The sequence below is a fragment of the Sodalis sp. RH16 genome (assembly GCF_047324245.1).
Classification (GTDB): domain Bacteria; phylum Pseudomonadota; class Gammaproteobacteria; order Enterobacterales; family Enterobacteriaceae; genus Acerihabitans; species Acerihabitans ligni.
The window spans coordinates 4,442,463-4,459,225 of sequence record NZ_CP178737.1 but is presented as its reverse complement, the minus strand read 5'-3'; the positions used below and the strand labels follow the sequence as shown (position 1 = coordinate 4,459,225).

Annotated in this window: 14 protein-coding genes; 6 read left to right on the top strand and 8 right to left on the bottom strand. The window is 58.4% G+C overall.

Annotation, left to right across the window (positions count from 1 at the left end):
• The first annotated feature begins 111 nt into the window (after positions 1 to 111).
• Positions 112 to 1,587 carry an amidase gene (locus ACL2XJ_RS20405; protein ID WP_413724314.1) on the top strand — a complete coding sequence of 492 codons (1,476 nt, stop codon included), beginning with the start codon at positions 112 to 114 and terminating at the stop codon, positions 1,585 to 1,587.
• Between the two features lie 62 nt (positions 1,588 to 1,649).
• Here the strand turns inward: ACL2XJ_RS20405 and ACL2XJ_RS20400 are convergent, their stop codons facing one another.
• From ACL2XJ_RS20400 to ACL2XJ_RS20375, 6 genes are all read right to left on the bottom strand, one after another.
• Positions 1,650 to 2,333 (bottom strand): GntR family transcriptional regulator, encoded by a 684-nt coding sequence (locus ACL2XJ_RS20400; RefSeq protein ID WP_413724313.1) that lies wholly within the window; start codon positions 2,331 to 2,333, stop codon positions 1,650 to 1,652.
• A 284-nt stretch (positions 2,334 to 2,617) separates the two neighbouring features.
• Entirely contained in the window at positions 2,618 to 3,484 is an 867-nt protein-coding gene (locus ACL2XJ_RS20395) for an ABC transporter ATP-binding protein (RefSeq protein ID WP_413724312.1), read from the bottom strand.
• Positions 3,485 to 3,554: 70 nt separating this feature from the next.
• On the bottom strand, positions 3,555 to 4,601 hold the full coding sequence (locus ACL2XJ_RS20390) for an ABC transporter ATP-binding protein (RefSeq protein ID WP_413724311.1): 1,047 nt from the start codon (positions 4,599 to 4,601) through the stop codon (positions 3,555 to 3,557).
• The gene (locus ACL2XJ_RS20385) at positions 4,601 to 5,482 is read right to left on the bottom strand and encodes an ABC transporter permease (protein WP_203521621.1); all 882 of its coding nucleotides are present in this window, start codon (positions 5,480 to 5,482) and stop codon (positions 4,601 to 4,603) included. The genes ACL2XJ_RS20390 and ACL2XJ_RS20385 overlap by 1 nt, the downstream gene beginning before the upstream one ends.
• The gene (locus ACL2XJ_RS20380; protein ID WP_413724310.1) at positions 5,482 to 6,438 is read right to left on the bottom strand and encodes an ABC transporter permease; all 957 of its coding nucleotides are present in this window, start codon (positions 6,436 to 6,438) and stop codon (positions 5,482 to 5,484) included. The genes ACL2XJ_RS20385 and ACL2XJ_RS20380 overlap by 1 nt, the downstream gene beginning before the upstream one ends.
• Before the next feature lie 26 nt (positions 6,439 to 6,464).
• Positions 6,465 to 7,985 (bottom strand): ABC transporter substrate-binding protein, encoded by a 1,521-nt coding sequence (locus ACL2XJ_RS20375; RefSeq protein WP_203521623.1) that lies wholly within the window; start codon positions 7,983 to 7,985, stop codon positions 6,465 to 6,467.
• A 148-nt stretch (positions 7,986 to 8,133) separates the two neighbouring features.
• On the opposite strand from ACL2XJ_RS20375, the gene ACL2XJ_RS20370 reads away from it, so the two are divergent.
• Together ACL2XJ_RS20370 and ACL2XJ_RS20365 are read left to right on the top strand one after the other, a co-directional pair.
• Positions 8,134 to 8,850, top strand: coding sequence for a GntR family transcriptional regulator (locus tag ACL2XJ_RS20370; protein ID WP_165934112.1), 717 nt, complete (start codon positions 8,134 to 8,136; stop codon positions 8,848 to 8,850).
• On the top strand, positions 8,831 to 9,967 hold the full coding sequence (locus ACL2XJ_RS20365) for a mandelate racemase/muconate lactonizing enzyme family protein (RefSeq protein ID WP_413724309.1): 1,137 nt from the start codon (positions 8,831 to 8,833) through the stop codon (positions 9,965 to 9,967). Before ACL2XJ_RS20370 ends, ACL2XJ_RS20365 begins: the two co-directional genes overlap by 20 nt.
• A 59-nt stretch (positions 9,968 to 10,026) precedes the next feature.
• Here ACL2XJ_RS20365 and ACL2XJ_RS20360 read toward each other — a convergent pair whose 3' ends face one another.
• Positions 10,027 to 10,932 (bottom strand): LysR substrate-binding domain-containing protein, encoded by a 906-nt coding sequence (locus ACL2XJ_RS20360; protein ID WP_413724308.1) that lies wholly within the window; start codon positions 10,930 to 10,932, stop codon positions 10,027 to 10,029.
• A 179-nt stretch (positions 10,933 to 11,111) separates the two neighbouring features.
• On the opposite strand from ACL2XJ_RS20360, the gene ACL2XJ_RS20355 reads away from it, so the two are divergent.
• Genes ACL2XJ_RS20355 through ACL2XJ_RS20345 form a run of 3 tightly spaced genes read left to right on the top strand, consistent with a single transcriptional unit; the run spans position 11,112 to position 13,957 of the window.
• On the top strand, positions 11,112 to 12,611 hold the full coding sequence (locus ACL2XJ_RS20355; protein ID WP_132921821.1) for a UbiD family decarboxylase: 1,500 nt from the start codon (positions 11,112 to 11,114) through the stop codon (positions 12,609 to 12,611).
• A gap of 8 nt (positions 12,612 to 12,619) precedes the next feature.
• Complete coding sequence (locus ACL2XJ_RS20350; protein ID WP_132921822.1) at positions 12,620 to 13,231, top strand: UbiX family flavin prenyltransferase; 612 nt, start codon at positions 12,620 to 12,622, stop codon at positions 13,229 to 13,231.
• A 9-nt stretch (positions 13,232 to 13,240) separates the two neighbouring features.
• Complete coding sequence (locus ACL2XJ_RS20345; protein WP_413724307.1) at positions 13,241 to 13,957, top strand: DUF554 domain-containing protein; 717 nt, start codon at positions 13,241 to 13,243, stop codon at positions 13,955 to 13,957.
• A gap of 147 nt (positions 13,958 to 14,104) precedes the next feature.
• Here the strand turns inward: ACL2XJ_RS20345 and ACL2XJ_RS20340 are convergent, their stop codons facing one another.
• On the bottom strand, positions 14,105 to 16,516 hold the full coding sequence (locus tag ACL2XJ_RS20340; RefSeq protein ID WP_132927760.1) for a TonB-dependent receptor domain-containing protein: 2,412 nt from the start codon (positions 16,514 to 16,516) through the stop codon (positions 14,105 to 14,107).
• Between the last annotated feature and the right edge of the window lie 247 nt (positions 16,517 to 16,763).

Genomic DNA, 16,763 nt, shown 5'->3' with positions numbered 1-16,763 from the left:
CCTCGAAAGTTTTATAAAATATATTTTGTATTTTGCTCAGAAAGTGCATAGTTAAACAACTCTGAATAGGCCGCATCAACATACAAATTTCTTATAAGGAAAGTTAATTTCATGCTTAAGAAACCCGTTGACATCTTTGCCCCCGCCACCCTGCTGGCAAAACGCATCAGGGAGGGAGAAATCACCTCCCTTGAACTGGTCACGGCCTGTCTGGAGCAGATAGAAAAACATAACGGGGTGGTGAACGCCGTGGTCATCCTGCTGGCGGAACAGGCATTGGCCCGTGCGCATTCCGCGGATAAGGCCCTGGCCGGCGGCGAAGTATGGGGCCCTCTGCACGGCGTGCCGTTAACCGTTAAGGAATCATGGGATGTCAAAGGGTTGCCCTCCACTTTCGGGCTGGTATCGCTGCGGGACAATATTGCCGGGGAAGATGCGCTTGCGGTCAGCCGCCTGAAAGCGGCCGGCGCGATTCTGGTGGGGAAAACCAACGTTCCGCCGCATTTGGGGGATTGGCAAACCATCCATCCGGACTATGGCACCACCCGCAATCCCTGGGATGTGGCGCGCACACCCGGCGGTTCGTCAGGCGGTTCGGCGGCCGCGCTGGCGTCCGGGTTTTCCGCCCTGGAGATCGGCAGCGATATCGGCGGGTCAATACGTATGCCGGCGCATTATTGCGGCGTCTACGGCCATAAGCCCAGCTATGGTCTGGTGCCCGGGCGCGGTCATGGACAGCCCGGCAAATCCGCGCCGGCGGATATCACCGTCTACGGACCGTTAAGCCGCAGCGCCGCCGATCTGGATCTGGCATTGGGCCTGCTGGCGCAACCCGATACGCAAGCCTGGCCGGCCTGGCGGGTAGAGTTGGACAGCCCGGCTCCCCGGATGGGGAAACATTTCCGCGTCGGCGTGTGGGCGAATGACAGCCGCTTTCCGGTGGACAATGAAATCAGCGCCGCGATACTGGAGGCGGCAGAGTCGCTGCGACGCGCCGGCGTCGAGGTGGAGCCCTTGGCCCGCCCCGATTTTACCAGCGGTGAATGCTACGAGGTCTATGTTCATTTATTACGCGGCGCCACCAGCGCACGGCAAAACGACAAAGAGTTTGCCGCCAACCGGGCCGCGGTGGCGCAGCTGGCCGCCGATGATAAAAGCTATCGGGCGTTGTCCCTGCGCGGCAATGTGCTTACGCACCGGGATTGGCTGGGGTATCAGCAGCGGCGTTATGGTCTTATCGAGGCGTGGCGCGCCTATTTCGCGCGTTTTGATTTTCTGCTTTGTCCGGCGGCCTCCACGACGGCATTTACCCTGTTCGACAACGTTCCCAAAGAGGCGCGCTACCTGGAGGTCAACGGACGGCGGCAGCCTTCGGCCAATGATTATTTCTGGCTGGGCCTCTCATCGGCGGCCTATCTTCCCGCCACCACCCTCCCCATTGCCCTTTCCTCGTCCGGGCTACCCATCGGCGCGCAGATTATCGGCCGATTCGGCGCTGACAGGGCCTGTATCGCCCTGGCGGATATAGTGGAGCGGGTCCACCACCGGTTTGCCACGCCGCCGATGTTCACTCAAACGGCGGAATAAAAACCCCATCGGCGTTGGTTGACAACGTGCCCGGTGGGACAGCACGTTTGTCAGCAGTCTGGTCAGGCATCTTTTTCCGGTTCAGAATCGCTTTGGCGCAGGCGGTCGAAATATTCCCGCGCCCGATCGGCGGCGTGCCCTACATGCCCCGCCATCAGCGCGGAGGCTTCATCGGGCTTGCCGTCCCGGATCGCCGTCAGGATATCCGCATGGGATTTAAGAATGGCGGGCGCGTTGTCATAGAGTTTCATCCCCTGCGCGGGCAGGGCTTTCCATAACGACGAAATGAACTCAATGAGAAAGGATGAACCGCTGGCTTCGGCGATTTTCAGATGGAAGAGTTCGTTATATTTGCTTAATTCCCGGGTATTCTGATTTTTTGCCGCGTCGAGGGACGCTTGGTAGGCCTCGGCGATTTCATCGATCTGGGCCGGGTTCGCATACATGGCGGCCAGCCTGACGGCTTCCGGCTCGAGGATGGCCCGCAGCAGCGAAACCTCTTCAGAGCGGCTGGGCTTTTTTTTGGCGATCACCGCCGCATGGTGGGGCGTGCGTTCGATAAGCCCCTGCTCCGCAAGCAGGGTGAAGGCATCCCGTACCGGCGTCAAACTCATTCCCAGGCGAGCCGCAAGCTCATTCAAGGTGACTTTCTGTCCTGGCTTCAGTTCACCTGATTGAATGGCACTCAGCAGCGTTTGGTATGCCAGTTCACTTTTGGTCAAGAACGTATGGACACGCTCAATCATATTGGTTCTCGTTAGCCTTTATAATAAAAAATTGCCAGGTCTTTAATTTATAATGAGCATCTCACTGTGAGCATCTTACGACATGGGGTACTTTCAGGCTAGTCTCTCGCAGAAATACACTGGCGAAGGCCGATCGGCCCGTGCGGGCGACGGGCCGCCGGATAACGTGCCGGAAGCGGGAGAAGCGGGAATAGAAAACATCGGGGCCGGCGGTGATTTGTTAAAGCCGGCAATGGGGTGGCTATCGGCCACTGCCGCCGGGATGATATTGCCGTACATGACTATCAACGCGGGGTTTGAGATGCCTCCCCCGCCGCTACCCCGCTATCCCTTTCGGGCAGGGCCGCGAGCAGCGTTTGCGTGTAGGGATGCGCCGGGGCGGTAAAAATCTGCTCCCGGCTGCCGGTTTCCACCAGGCGCCCCCGGTACATCACGGCAATGCGCGGCGCCATATAACGCACGACGCGCAAATCATGGGAAATAAACAGATAAGCCAGCCCGTATTCCTGCTGCAGCCTGCGCAATAAATTGAGGATCTGCGCCTGTATCGACACGTCCAGGGCCGATACAGGCTCGTCCAGGATAAGCAGGCGCGGGCTAAGGGCCAGCGCACGCGCAATGCCGACGCGCTGGCGCTGGCCGCCGGACAGCTCCGACGGATAACGGTGAGCCAGGCCCGGATTAAGCCCCACCAGGCTCATCAGCTCATGAATGCGCTCTTGCCGCCCGGCCCCGTTATGGACCCGATGCACAATCAGCGGCTCGGCGATAATATCAAATACCGTCATGCGCCGGTTAAGGGAGGCCATGGGGTTTTGGAACACGATCTGCAAATCGCGGCACAGCCGGGGATGGCGGCGACGCTTCAGGACGGTAATATCCTCGCCATCGAACCATATCCGCCCGGCGGAAGGCGACGCGAGCCCCATCAGCATCAGGCTGAGGGTGGATTTTCCGCAGCCCGACTCCCCCACCAGCCCTAATGTTTCGCCGGCGCCCAGCGTAAAGCTCACCCCATCCACCGCATTGACGCCGCCGCCGGAGCGGCCTAACCAGCCGGTGGCGCCGGGGTAGCGTTTCCCGAGTCCCTCCACCCGCAGCAGCGGCGTTAAGGCGCTTATCTCCTTGGCGGGTTCCGCGTTTACCGTCATGCTGATTCCTCCCCCGCGCCGCCCTGGTGATGGGTGGCATGCTGATGCCCGCGCCGCATCGGACCGGCGATCATCGGCATACGGATATCCTCCCCGCGCCGGCCGGCAAGGAGAGCTCATCGGCGAAATGGCAGGCGCTCACGTGCCCTGACGCCTGCCCATCCGCCCGCGGTAGCGGCACCTCGGTGGCGCAGGGGGTACGGTTACGGCACAGCGTGCAGCGCGGGCGGAAGGCGCACCCCGAGGGCAGCCTGGCAAAATCCGGCGGTTCGCCGGCAATGGCCTCAAGCTCCCGGTGGACGTCGGTATCCAGACCGGGAATACTGCCGAGCAAGGCGCGGGTATAAGGATGCCGCGGCGAGCGGAAAACGTCCTGAACGTCGCCCTGCTCCACAATGCGTCCGGCATACATGACCGCCACCCGATGGGCATATCGCGCCACCAGCTTCATATCATGGGTAATGAGCAGCAGCGCCGCGCCGGTTTGCTCGCAGGCGTCGCGCATGCTGCTCATCACCTGGGCCTGCACGGTGACATCCAGTGCGGTGGTGGGTTCGTCGGCAATGATAAGCCGAGGATGATTCGCCAGGGCGATGGCTATCAATACCCGCTGGCACAGGCCTCCCGACAGCTGGTGGGGATGGCGTCGCATAATGTCCGCGCCCCGGCTGATGCCCGCCAGCGCCAGCGCCTGTTCCGCCCGGCTCTCACGCTGGGCGCGGGTCAAAGACGGCTGGTGGCGGGAAATGCTTTCGGCTATCTGCCGGCCGACGGTCAGCACCGGATTGAGGGATGACATGGGATCCTGGAAAACCATGGCGATTTCGTCGCCGTTAAGCCGCTCGCGGCTCTCGGCGTCCAGGGTCAGCAGGTCGCGGCCATTGTACATTATCCCGCCGCCGGCCACGGAAATCCGGGGCGGCAGCAGCGACATCAGCGACAGCGCCGTCAGGGTCTTGCCGGATCCCGATTCGCCCACGATACACAGGGTTTCCCCGCGCGCCACGGTGAAAGACACATCGGTGACGACCCGCCGGCCGCCGCCTTTGACGGCGATCATCACGTTGAGCCCTTTCACCTCCAGCAGCGGCGGTGAAATATCATGATCAGGCATCATTATTCATCCCCCGCCGAATCCAGCGATTTTTGCATGGCGTCCCCAAGCAGGTTCAGGCCCAGCACCAGTAGCATTAACAGCAAACCCGGCACCACGGCATAGAGCGGCGCAACGGTGAGATAATCCCGGCTGCCGCTGAGCATGGTGCCCCAGGAGGCGGACGGCGGCCTGATGCCCAGGCCGATAAAAGAGAGGGACGCCTCCAGCAACACCCCGTGGCCGGCCGCCGAGGCCAGCTGCGAAATCACCACGCCGATACCGTTGGGCATGACGTGGCGCAGCATGATGCGCCACAGGCCGGTACCCTGCGCCACGGCCGCCTTGACATAGTCGAGTTCCCGTTCCCGCAAGACCGAGGCGCGCATCAGGCGGGCAAACAGAGGAAGATTGACAAAAGCTACCGCGATGCATATCTGTATCAGCCCGGGACCCAGGATGGCCACGGCAATCACCCCCAGCAGGATGCCGGGATAGGCGAGCAGAATATCGCAGGCGCGCATCAGCAGGGTATCCACAAACCGTCCCCCCATGCCGGAAATCAGTCCGACGATAATGCCGAGGCCGGCGCCGGCGGCGACGCTGACAAACCCCACCAGCAGTGAAATGCGCGCGCCGAACAGCACGCGGCTAAGCAGGTCACGAGACAGTTCGTCAGTACCCAGGGGATGGCCGGCCGTACCGGCCGCCGCCAGCCGCAGCCCGGCGAACTGGGTAGCGGGATCGCAGGGGGCCAGCCAGGGCGCCAGCACCGCCGCCAGGGTAATCAGCGCCACCACGGTGAAACCGAACAGGCCGGACGGCCTTGCCATCACGGCCTTTATCAGCCTGAAGCGCCGGCGCGGCGCACGGATGTCGTCGCGCTCCAGGGATGCCACACTCATCAGCGATGGCTCCCTGTCAGGCGGATGCGCGGATCGATGGCGCCGTACAGCAGATCCACCACCAGGTTCAGCGCCAGGAAAAACAGCACCAGGATAATCAATATTCCCTGCACCATGCCGTAATCGCGGTTGATAATGGACTGCACCAGCAGCCGGCCGATGCCCGGCCAGGCGAATACCGATTCTATCACCACGGCGCCGCCGAGCATGCGGCCAAGCAGTACGCCGGTCATGGTCACGATAGGCAGCATGGAATTACGCAAAACATGGTGGTAGACAAGGGTCCGGTGACGCAGTCCCTTGGCGCGGGCGGTACGGATGTAGCTCTCCCCCAAGGTCTCTATGACCGCATTGCGCGTGGAGCGCATCAGCACCGCCGCGCCGTGCAGCCCCAGAGTCAAGGTGGGCAGCACCAGCGAGCACAAAAAACCAAAGACCGACTCATCGGTGCTGGTCAGTCCGCCGGGCGGCAGCCAGCCGAGCTTTACCGCGAACAGCATGATTCCCAGCATGCCGAGCCAGAAGCCGGGGGTCGCCACCGCCAGGGAGGAAAAGAGCGACGCTCCCCAATCGATGATTTTACCCTCGCCAAGCCCGGCGGCCAGACCGAAAGGCACGCCGACGATCAGGGCGGTCAACAGCGACGTGGCGGCGATCAGCAGCGAAAACGGCAGGCGGCTGAAGATCAGCTCGCTGTTATCCCGGTGATAAATGTAGGACACGCCGAAATCGCCCCGGCCCATATGCCTGAGCCAGGCCATATACTGTACCGGCAGTGAACGGTCCAGGCCGTATTCCGCCCGGATGCGCTGCACGTCCGCCTGGGTGGCGTCCGGTCCGGCTATGATATCCGCCGGGTCTCCCGGCATGGCGCGGACTACCGCAAACACGATAATGCTTGAAATCAGCAATACCGGAATCCACTGGAGGATTCGGTTGATCAGATAGGCTGCCATCAAAGCGCCCTCCGGGTTAAGGGACGTTATTTATCCAGTTTCGCTTCCGTCAGGATGGGCATGCCGTCAAGGTTGAATCGCAGGCCGGCGAGACCCTTGGCGGAGGCCCATAACACCGGCAGCGTCGCCACCGGCAGCACCCAGTTCTCCTTGAGCATAAAGCTGTCGATGCGCTGCCATGCCTGGTCGGTATCCGGCCCGGACGGCCGGCTGGTGACCAGGGCGATGTCGTCGCTGTACTGCTGCGAGGAAATTTGCGCCGGGTTATCACTGGTGCGGAAGATTACCGCCGACAGCAGGATGGTGGACGGGCCGCGACCGGCACGGCCATAGACATGGGCCGCCAGTTGGAAATCTCCTTTACGGAAGCGGGAAATATAGGCGGCCTCGGACATCTCAACTATAGTGGCCTTCAGGCCGATATCCTGCAGCGCCCCTTGCACCACCTGCGCCATGGCGCCGATTTGCGGCTCCGACTGGCTGCGGGACATAATGGTAATCTCGGCGCCGGCGGCGCCCGCCCGGGCAATCAGGGCTTTGGCCCGGGCCGGATCGTAGGCGCAATCCTTCTCATGGCCGGCGGCTTCCCGCTGGCTGTACCGCGGCCAGGGCAGGCATTTCACCAGCGAGGAGGGACCGGCGATATCATGGGCGATACGCACGCGATCCAGCGCCAGGCCAATGGCCTGCCGCACGTCGGGTTTATCCAGGGGCGGGACCTTGGTATTAAAGGTGAGATCCAGCACCCGCCCTTCGGCGGTGGCGGCGCCGGTGGCAAAGCCCGCCCCGGCGAGCTGGCCCGCGGCCTCGCGATCGATGGAGGGGAGAAAATCCACCGCGCCGGCGCTCATTTGCATCACGCCGGACTGCTGGTCAGGGATGATTTTGATGATGACCTTTTTAAGCGCCGGCTTACCGCCCCAATACCCATCGTTGCGGACGAAAACCGCGTCCTGCCCCGGCTCGTAGCCGGCGAGCTTGAATGGGCCGGTACCGTTGCCGCCGGTTTTGACCTTTTTAGGCTGGCTGCCGTCGATGATAAAGGCCAAATCCAGCAAATCGAATACCGCATCGGATGCGCCGTCAAAATGCAGGATAACCGTATCCTCAGCCGGGGTGTCGATACTTTTGATCATCTTCGCCAGAGGCAGGATATTGGCGCCGTTGGCGGGATCTTTGGCATAGTTCAGGCTGAAGGCCACATCCTGGGCGGTCAGCGGCTTGCCGTTATGGAAGGTGACGCCTTTGCGAAGCGTGAAGGTCATGGTCTTGCCGTCGTCCGAACGCGTCCAGGATTGGGCCAGTTCGGCGTGGGGCTTACCGTCGGCATCCAGCGCGATGAGCGTATTATAGAGCAGGCGGTTCAGGACAAAGGTGCCCATGCGCAGTTCGGTGGGATCAAACGACGTGATATCGGCGCTTTGCCCGATGACCAGCGTATCGCGCTGGGCGGCGCAGACCTTCAGACTCCCCGGCCCCAGACTTATCAGCAACGGCAGGATAAACACAACGGCTAGGGCCCAGCGGCTGAACGGCTTCACTCTCATACATTCCCTCATGGCGCTTTATGGTGTTATGAACGTCAATCACGATATTTGATCAAATATTCTATCTGTTAGTTCGAATACTATTGAATAGTGGCGATATATAAAAGAAAATAACCCCACAAGTCATATATTTTGATCAAATATGGTTATGCGGAAATTAGATATAGAAAGTAAAGCCGGCGAAACCGAGATCACCGACCGGCTCCGGGACGCCATTATCAATCGCCAGGAATTCGATGCCGGCGCGCCGCTGCGTATCGATGCCCTGGCGACGCGTTTCGGCGTTTCCCATATGCCCATACGCGCGGCGCTGCACCGGCTGGAGAGCGAAGGACTGATTGTCGCGCAGCCGAACAAGGGCGCCCGGGTGGTGGCGGTGGATGAGATTTTTGTCGGCCAAATGCTGGATATCCGCATCGTCATTGAAAGCTATCTGGCCCGCCGCGCCGCCGAACGCATGACGGCGCAGGATTTATCCCATCTGGAAACCCTGCGGGCGCGGCATGAGGACGCGGTGGCCCAGGGAGATGCCGCCCTGGCTTTACTGGCAAACCGGGAATTTCATGCCGCCATCCATCACATCGCCGATAACCGCGATGCCAATCTTATTCTGGAGCGGCACTGGCGGCTGATAAGCGCGCTGTGGCGCCGCTACGGCTATGAATCCGATCGTTTTGCCGGCGTGGTGGCGGACCACCGCCTGTTGCTGGCGGCCTTCACCGCCGGCGACGGCGAATCGGCGGCGGCGGTGACCGCCGCCCATACCGCGCGGGCTAAGCTGGTGTTGCTTAACAGAATGCGTAAAGCCGCCCTTTCCTCCCACCCGCAACCTGCCGGGGAGCAGCATGACGATGTTTCACGATAATGGCCGCAATAATGACCGCATTGAGGCGCTGGAACTGCTGCACTGTCCGGTGACGGAAAAAACCACCTGGTCGTTTATCAAACTGCATATGTCCGACGGGGTGACGGGATGGGGGGAAGCCAGCTGGGTGCGCAATCCGGCGGCCCTCGACGCCTTTCACGCCCTCGCCGGGGAGCGGCTGCTGGGACAGGATTGGAACGGGTTGAAAAAGTACCTGTCCGCAGACGCCGGCACACTGCCGCAGGCGGCAATCCACAGCGCTCTTGACCAGGCGATGTGGGATATTCGCGGCAAACGGCGCGGCTGTCCCTCCTGGGCGCTGGCGGGCGCAGCGCATCGCGGGCGCATTCCCCTTTACGCCAACGTTAACCGCAGCATTACCGATCGTTCAGATACGGGATTTAGGCTTGCTGGGCAAAAGGCCGCCGCCGCCGGTTTTAACCGCATAAAAATCGCGCCGTTTGACGGCCTGACGCCGGAAAACGGCTCCTCCCCCCTGGGGAAGGCATTACTGGATCAGGGACTGGCACGGGTAGCCGCCGCCCGATCGGGCATCGGCGCCGCCGCTGATTTATATGTTGACTGCCACTGGCGATTCGATGAGCGCTCCGCCGCGGCGGTGATGAAAGAGCTATCGGCCCTGGGGGTGAGCTGGTTTGAGTGCCCGTTGCCGGAAACGCCGGAAAACATTCCCGCCCTGAAAAGGCTGCGCGGCCAGGCCAACGTGCTGGGCATGCGGCTTGCCGGCCTGGAAGAGCTTACCGGCCCGGCGCTGTTCATGCCCTGGCTGGCTGCCGGCGCCTATGACGTGGTGATGCCGGACGTCAAATATGCGCGGGGCATCAGCGGCGTGCTGGAGGTGGCGGCCCTGGCCGCCTCATACGGCATCGGCTGCGCGCCGCACAATCCCAGCGGGCCGATTTGCCATGCCGCCAGCCTTGCGGCCTGCGCCGCCGGGCAGACCATCGAGCTGTTGGAGCACCAGTTTGATGAAACGCCGGCCTTTTGGCGGATGATCGCGGATGATTTCCCTCGGCCCAGCAATGGCGAGAGCCTGTTGCCTTCCGCCTGGGGATTGGGAACAGCGCTGCGGCGGCTGTCTGATACACGTTTATGACAGGCAACTACGTTGCCAAGGGTTTCCGGTAAAGATTGGCTCCGTTTTAAACCAATTGCCTAATTTCCCGTATCGACATCCGGAAAAGGATAGCCTGTCTGCACGATATCCATCAGCTCCTTCATATAGGATGCCACCGACATTTTTACCACCGCCGGGAAAAAAATCTGTGGCGCCGAGAGAATATCAACAACATGGCAATTATCGAGCTTTGCGGGATCCACTTCAGAGGCCGGGAGCAACGCCGCGGCTTCAAGGCCGGATTGCAGCCAGTCAAGGATGACGCCGGGCTGGGAAATATTCATAATGATTTTTGGATTAACGCCCCCCTTGCGAAAATGATCGGTAATTAATTCGTAGGTTCCCGCATCCCTGGATCGGCGCAATAACACCAGCGGGAATTTCCCCAGGGATAAAAACGGTATGGGATTGGCGGGAATTTCCGCAGAGAGCTTTTTATTGATTACCGCCACCAGGTTTATGGGGGCAAAAGAAATACAATCATATCCCTCGCTGTGAGAAGGCTTTTGAATCAGGGCAATATCAACCAGGCCATTTTGCAGCAATGATTCCAGATTACTGGAATCGGAAACAGAAACGCTGATTTCTACATTTGGATTAAGCCGGTGCAATTTCAGGATCAATGGCTTGAAATAGGACTGGAATAAGTGGGTAAGACCAATGCGCAGCAGCCGGCTCTCCCGGTTCTTGATCAGGATGATTTCCCGTTTGGTATCCTCCACGTCGCGTAAAATGGCGCAGGCATTTTTATAAAGATGATAGCCTGACTCGGTAGGCTCAAGCCTTCTGCCGTTACGCAAAAATAACGGAACATTGAGTTCTTCTTCCAATTCCTGTATACGTTTACTCAGCGGCGGTTGCGCCATATTCAAAATACGGGCCGCCTGACTGATGGTCCCCTGCTCAAAGACAACGCAAAAATATTTCAACCTTTTAAGATCCATAAAACCCTCCTTGTTCAGGTTAAAATTAAGCCTGCCTCGGAATAGTGACGCATATCATTTTTTAGTCAAAGAAAAAAAACCGTTTTGGTATGAGATATAGTATCAAAATGGTATTCGTCGATTTTTTATAATAGGCGTATTTTCCTTACAAAATTCCATATACTCTGTAGGGAACATATATGTCTACTCAAAAAAATCATGCCGATGTTAATCCGGTGCACGATCTGCGTTCCGCCCTTGCGCTTTTAAAAACCCTGCCCAATGAACTGGTCACCACCGATGTGGAAGTCGATCCCAACGCCGAGCTGTCGGGGGTCTATCGTTATGTGGGCGCCGGCGGCACCTGCATGCGTCCGACCCGCAAAAACGGGCCGGCCATGGTATTCAACAAGATCAAGGGCTTTGACGATATCAGCGTCGCCATCGGCCTGGTGGGCTCCCGCAAGCGCGTGGGGCAATTTTTAGGCTGCGCGCCCGATAAGCTCGGCTTTTTATTGCGCGACTCGGTCCATACGCCTATTGCGCCCGTCACTATCGATGCCAAGGGCGCCCCGTGCCAGGAAGTGGTGCATTTAGCCACGGACGCCGGTTTCGATTTGCGCACGCTGCTGCCGGCGCCCACCAATACGGAAGAGGATGCCGGTCCCTATGTCACCATGGGCCTGTGTTACGCCTCCGACCCCGACACCGGCGAATCGGATATCACCATCCACCGTCTTTGCGTGCAAAGCCGCGACGAACTCTCCATGTGGCTGACGCCCGGCCGCCATATCGATGCCTTCCGGCAAAAAGCGGAAGCCGCGGGGAAACCGCTGGCGATTTCCATCAGTATCGGCGTGGACCCCGCTATTGAAATCGCCGCCTGCTTCGAGCCGCCGACAACGCCGCTGGGTTTTAACGAACTGAGCATCGCGGGCTCGCTCCGCGGCCGCGCGGTGGAAATGGTCCAGTGCAAAACCATCAATGAACGCTGCATCGCCCATGCCGAGATTGTTATTGAAGGCGAATTATTGCCGAACGTACGGCTGCGTGAAGACCAAAACACCGATACCGGCAAAGCGATGCCTGAATTTCCCGGCTATACCGGCGGCGCGAAAGCGGCCCTGCCGGTTATCAAGGTGAAAGCGGTCACCCATCGCCTGCACCCCATCTGGCGCACCACCATCGGCCCTGGGGAAGAACACGTGAATATGGCGGGTATCCCCACGGAAGCCAGTATCCTCGATTTGGTTAACCGCGCCATGCCGGGCAAATTGCTTAACGTCTTCGCGCACTCCGCGGGCGGCGGCAAACTGCTGGCCGTCATGCAGTTCAAAAAATCCGCCGCGGTGGACGAAGGGCGCCAGCGCCAGGCCGGCCTGCTGGCCTTTGCCGCCTTCCCGGAATTGAAGCATGTGATCCTGGTGGATGAAGATGTGGACATTTTTGACAGCGACGACGTGATGTGGGCCATGCAGACCCGCTATCAAGGCGATGTGGACACGGTCTTTATTCCCGGCGTACGCTGCCACCCCCTCGATCCGTCGCAGGTCCCGGCCTACAGCCCCAGCATTTTGCAGGAAGGCATGTCCTGCAAGACCATTTTTGACTGCACGGTTCCCTTCAGCATGAAGTCGCAGTTTGAACGTTCACGCTTTAAAGAAGTGGATGTTAAACGCTTCCTGCCGGATTTTGAGTAAGGGATAGCATGATTTCACGGCGCATTATCATCGGCATCAGCGGCGCTTCCGGTTTCCAGTATGGCGTCAAAGCCCTGGAACTGTTGAAGGGTCTGGATCTGGAGGTCCATCTGGTGGTCTCCCGGGGGGCGGAGAAGACCTGCCGACTGGAAACCGATTATCGGATGGACGAGGTTATTTCACTGGCGGATAAGGTTCACCCCATCGAGGATCTCGGCGCCTCTATCGCCAGCGGCTCCTTCCACACCCTCGGTATGCTGGTTGCGCCCTGTTCCATGCGCACTCTGGCCGCCATAGCCCACTGCCTGACGGACAATCTGCTGACCCGCGCCGCCGACGTTGTGTTGAAGGAGCGACGCCGTCTGGTGTTGATGGCGCGGGAAACCCCGCTGAATCTGGGGCATTTGCGGAATATGCAGCAAGTCACGGAAATGGGCGGGATTATATTCCCTCCCGTACCGGCGCTTTATCACCGGCCGCAAACCCCGGACGATATCATTACCCACAGCGTCGGACGCGCCCTCGATTTACTGGGGATCGAAATCAAGAATCTGCCTCGCTGGGGCGATGGCGACACCATAAAAACACCGCACGGCGAACCGGCGGATGATTCATTTTAAGGAATATAAATGTTAATTGGACCCTATGTTAACGGGATGGCGGTGGTGATCGGCGGCCTGGTGGGCGCTTTTCTCGGCACGCGTTTGCCTGAGCGCATCCGTTCGGCCTTGCCGCTGACCTTCGGCCTGTGCTCCATGGGCCTGGGCATCATGCTGATCGTCAAAGTGAAATATATGCCCGCGGTGGTGCTGGCCATGGTTATCGGCGCCATGCTGGGAGAGCTGTTCTTCGTGGAAAAAGGCATCGGCAAAGCGGCAGGTTATACACGTGGCATTGTGGATAAATTCCTGCCGCCGGCCCAGGGTTTGACCCATCAGGAATTCATGGATAAATTCGTGGCCATCGTGGTGCTGTTCTGCGCCAGCGGAACCGGTATCTTCGGCGCCATGCATGAAGGCATGACCGGCGATCCCTCTATCCTGTACATCAAGACCGTACTGGATCTGTTCACCTCGGCCATTTTCGCGACGATATTGGGCTATGCGGTAGTGGTCATCGCCATCCCGCAGTTGGCTATCCAGCTCGCGCTGGCTACGCTGGCCGCATTTATCCTGCCCATGACCACCCCTGATATGATGTTGGACTTTTCCGCCGCCGGCGGCCTTATCATGCTGGCCACCGGCCTGCGGATATGCGGTATCAAGCTGTTCCCGGTGGCCAATATGCTGCCAGGGCTGTTTCTTATCATGCCGTTCTCCTTTCTGTGGGCAACCTATATCGCCTGAAAAATCCAGTTCCGGCGGAACGCGTGTTAAAGGGAGACCGCGGCAGTGGGGCCGGAGCGGCCATAGTCGGCCGCGAAGCGCCCCATGCCACGGTAGGCCCGCTACCTCCGACGTACAGCGGGCCTGTCAATGGGAGACCGGGGCAAATCAGAAATCGATATTCATCCCCACCTGGAAACTCCGGCCCGGCATCACCGCCAGCGCTTTATCATAGGCATCCTGATTGCTGCTTTCGGTAAGATCCCTGCTGCTGAGGTAATCCCAGTATTTGCGGTCGGTAATATTGTATACGCCGCCGCTCAGCTTCACGTTCTTCGCCACTTGCCAATACCCGGTCCAGTCCAGCAGGCCATAGCCCGGCACGTTCATATATTCAGTGGTGGCATCGGTGATGGCCGTACCGCTGTTGCTGTAGGTTTCCCGGTTGGTATCGGTAGCGCGTTTACCGTGCACAAAGGTCGCGGTCAGCGCGGTACCGTAGCGTTTCGCCGGATCATCCCAGGCTACCCCGACGATAGCCTTCATCGGCGCTACGCTGTCGATATCCACATATTTATCGCCGAGATAACTGGATTTGGATTTACCTTCGTTATAGCCAAAGGCCAGGGTTGCGCTCAAACCATTAACCTCTTCGAACCAGGTGCCGAAATTGACCTTGACGCTGGTTTCCCCACCGTAGATGTATGCCTTATCACGGTTTTCAGCCTCATAGGTGATGTAGATATTCGACGGAACGTTGGTAAAGGCTTCCGGATTGCCGGAACGGGTGTAGCGGTTATAGGCGATGAAATTTTTATAGGTATTGTAGAAAACGGAGGTATGCATCGTCACCCCGTCAGCCACCTCTCCTTTTACTCCCCACTCCAGGTTGTTGCTGGTTTCGGTTTTCAGGTCGGGATTCCCGATCAGGGCATATTGTGACGTGCCGGCATAACTCGACCCCAGATTCCAGGAACTGTACAGCTGGCTGGGATTCGGGAACTGTGCGCCTCGTTTATACTGCAAATAGGTCATCAGGCGCGGCGTAAGATCATATTGAAAAACCAGTGACGGCAATACCTGAGTGTCAGAATTACTCTTGCCATACAGCGACGCCAGTTCAGACTCGTCCAAGGCCGTGCTGCCGCTGGCCAGGCTGGAAAGATTCTGCGGTTTGGTGGACTGATGAGCCACCCGTACGCCGGGAATAATGGCAAAATGCTTACCGCCAAGATCAAAGTTGATTTGATCTTGGGCAAAGGCCCCCAGCGCAGTGGTTTTGCTGTCCGCCTGGGGTTGCATAATGATGTTATAAACACTCTGGGCGGGCACCTGGGTGAAGGGCCGTTTCGTGGTTGTCAGGCTGGCGTTCACCCCGGCGCTCAGGTCATGGCGCCCCAGGGTTTTGGCCAGCGCATTATTAAAACCTACGGTATCCGTATCGTAATTGGATAAGACCGTTTCCATGCTGGTGGTGCTTTCAGGCATATAAGTCCAGTCATGGGCCTCAGTATGCTGGTAATAGAGCTTCGAAGACATGCTGTCGATAATGTCGTTAAACGGCGTCCAGTCGTCTTTCAGGCTGACGCCGTAGCGGCGGGTCTGGCTGGTCTGATCCGTGGTGCCGATAATGGCGCTTCCCGCTGAATTCCAGCCATCATAATGGGTGTGGTTGGTCTTATTATAATAATCGAAAGTCCCGGTCAGTTTATGCTGATCGTTGGGCTGCCAGATACCGGACGTCATAAAGGCATCGGAATGCCAGTTGGCCGGATAGGCATCCACGGTACCGCTGTTATTGCGGGTCTGCTGACCATCCCGGCGGCTGTAAACAAAGATCCCGCGTAACGTTTCGTCGCCGCCGGCGGCGGTAATGCCGTTATGCCAGCTGCGATTGGAAGAATCATAATCGCTCTGGTAGCCAAAATAGGTTTGCCGGGTGGGGGAAAGATAATAATCAGCAGACTTTGGGTTAAAAGAGACGGCCCCGCCAATATAAATATTGGGGTTATCAATGGAGGTCGCGCCGGACTGAATATCCACGTTGCCATACATATAGGGGTCGATATAATCGCGGCCGATACCGAACGTATTTAATCCTGCGCGACCGACGTAACCGCGGCTGGTGGCATCCGGCTGCGGAATACCGTCCACATCGATGCCGACACGGTTGCTCTCAAGCCCGCGGATATTATAGCCGGTGTAACCGCCGCGATCGAAGCCGCTTTTTCCGGCGCCGGATCCGCCGCTGGCACCCGTGGCGCTGATAAGCGGCTGATAGCGCATGATAGTGCCGAAATCAGTGCCGCCGTTTTTTTGCAGCTCGGCGGCGCTCAGGGTTGTCTGGGACCCGGCCTTATTTTTGATACGCGGCGCGGTGACGGTAAGCGTTTCCTGGTTTTGCTGTTTAATAGCCGATTGTTCCGGCGCGGCCGGTTTATTGTTCTCTTTGGCCGTAGCGTCCTGTGTATTAAGAATAAGGGCGTCATTATTGTCGGCATAACTTTCCGTTGATAATACGCTTACAATGGCACCGGTTAATACGCTCGTCAGAAAGAATTTATTGAAATTGACGCGCATCCTTTTTTTACTTGGCGGAAGCATATAATTCTCTCACAATCTATAGTGATTATAGGGTGCTCAGCCATTGCTATCAGTATTGAAATTACCATTCCCAAAAAAATTAAAATCTCTTATCAAGATAAAGGTTATTTTGTTATTGCCACAATTATTAAAAGGATAATGGCAATATTTCTCTACGTCCGGTGATGGCCGGCAAGATCTATTTTATAAATGACGTGTCTGAGATGAAAGATAGTAATGATAA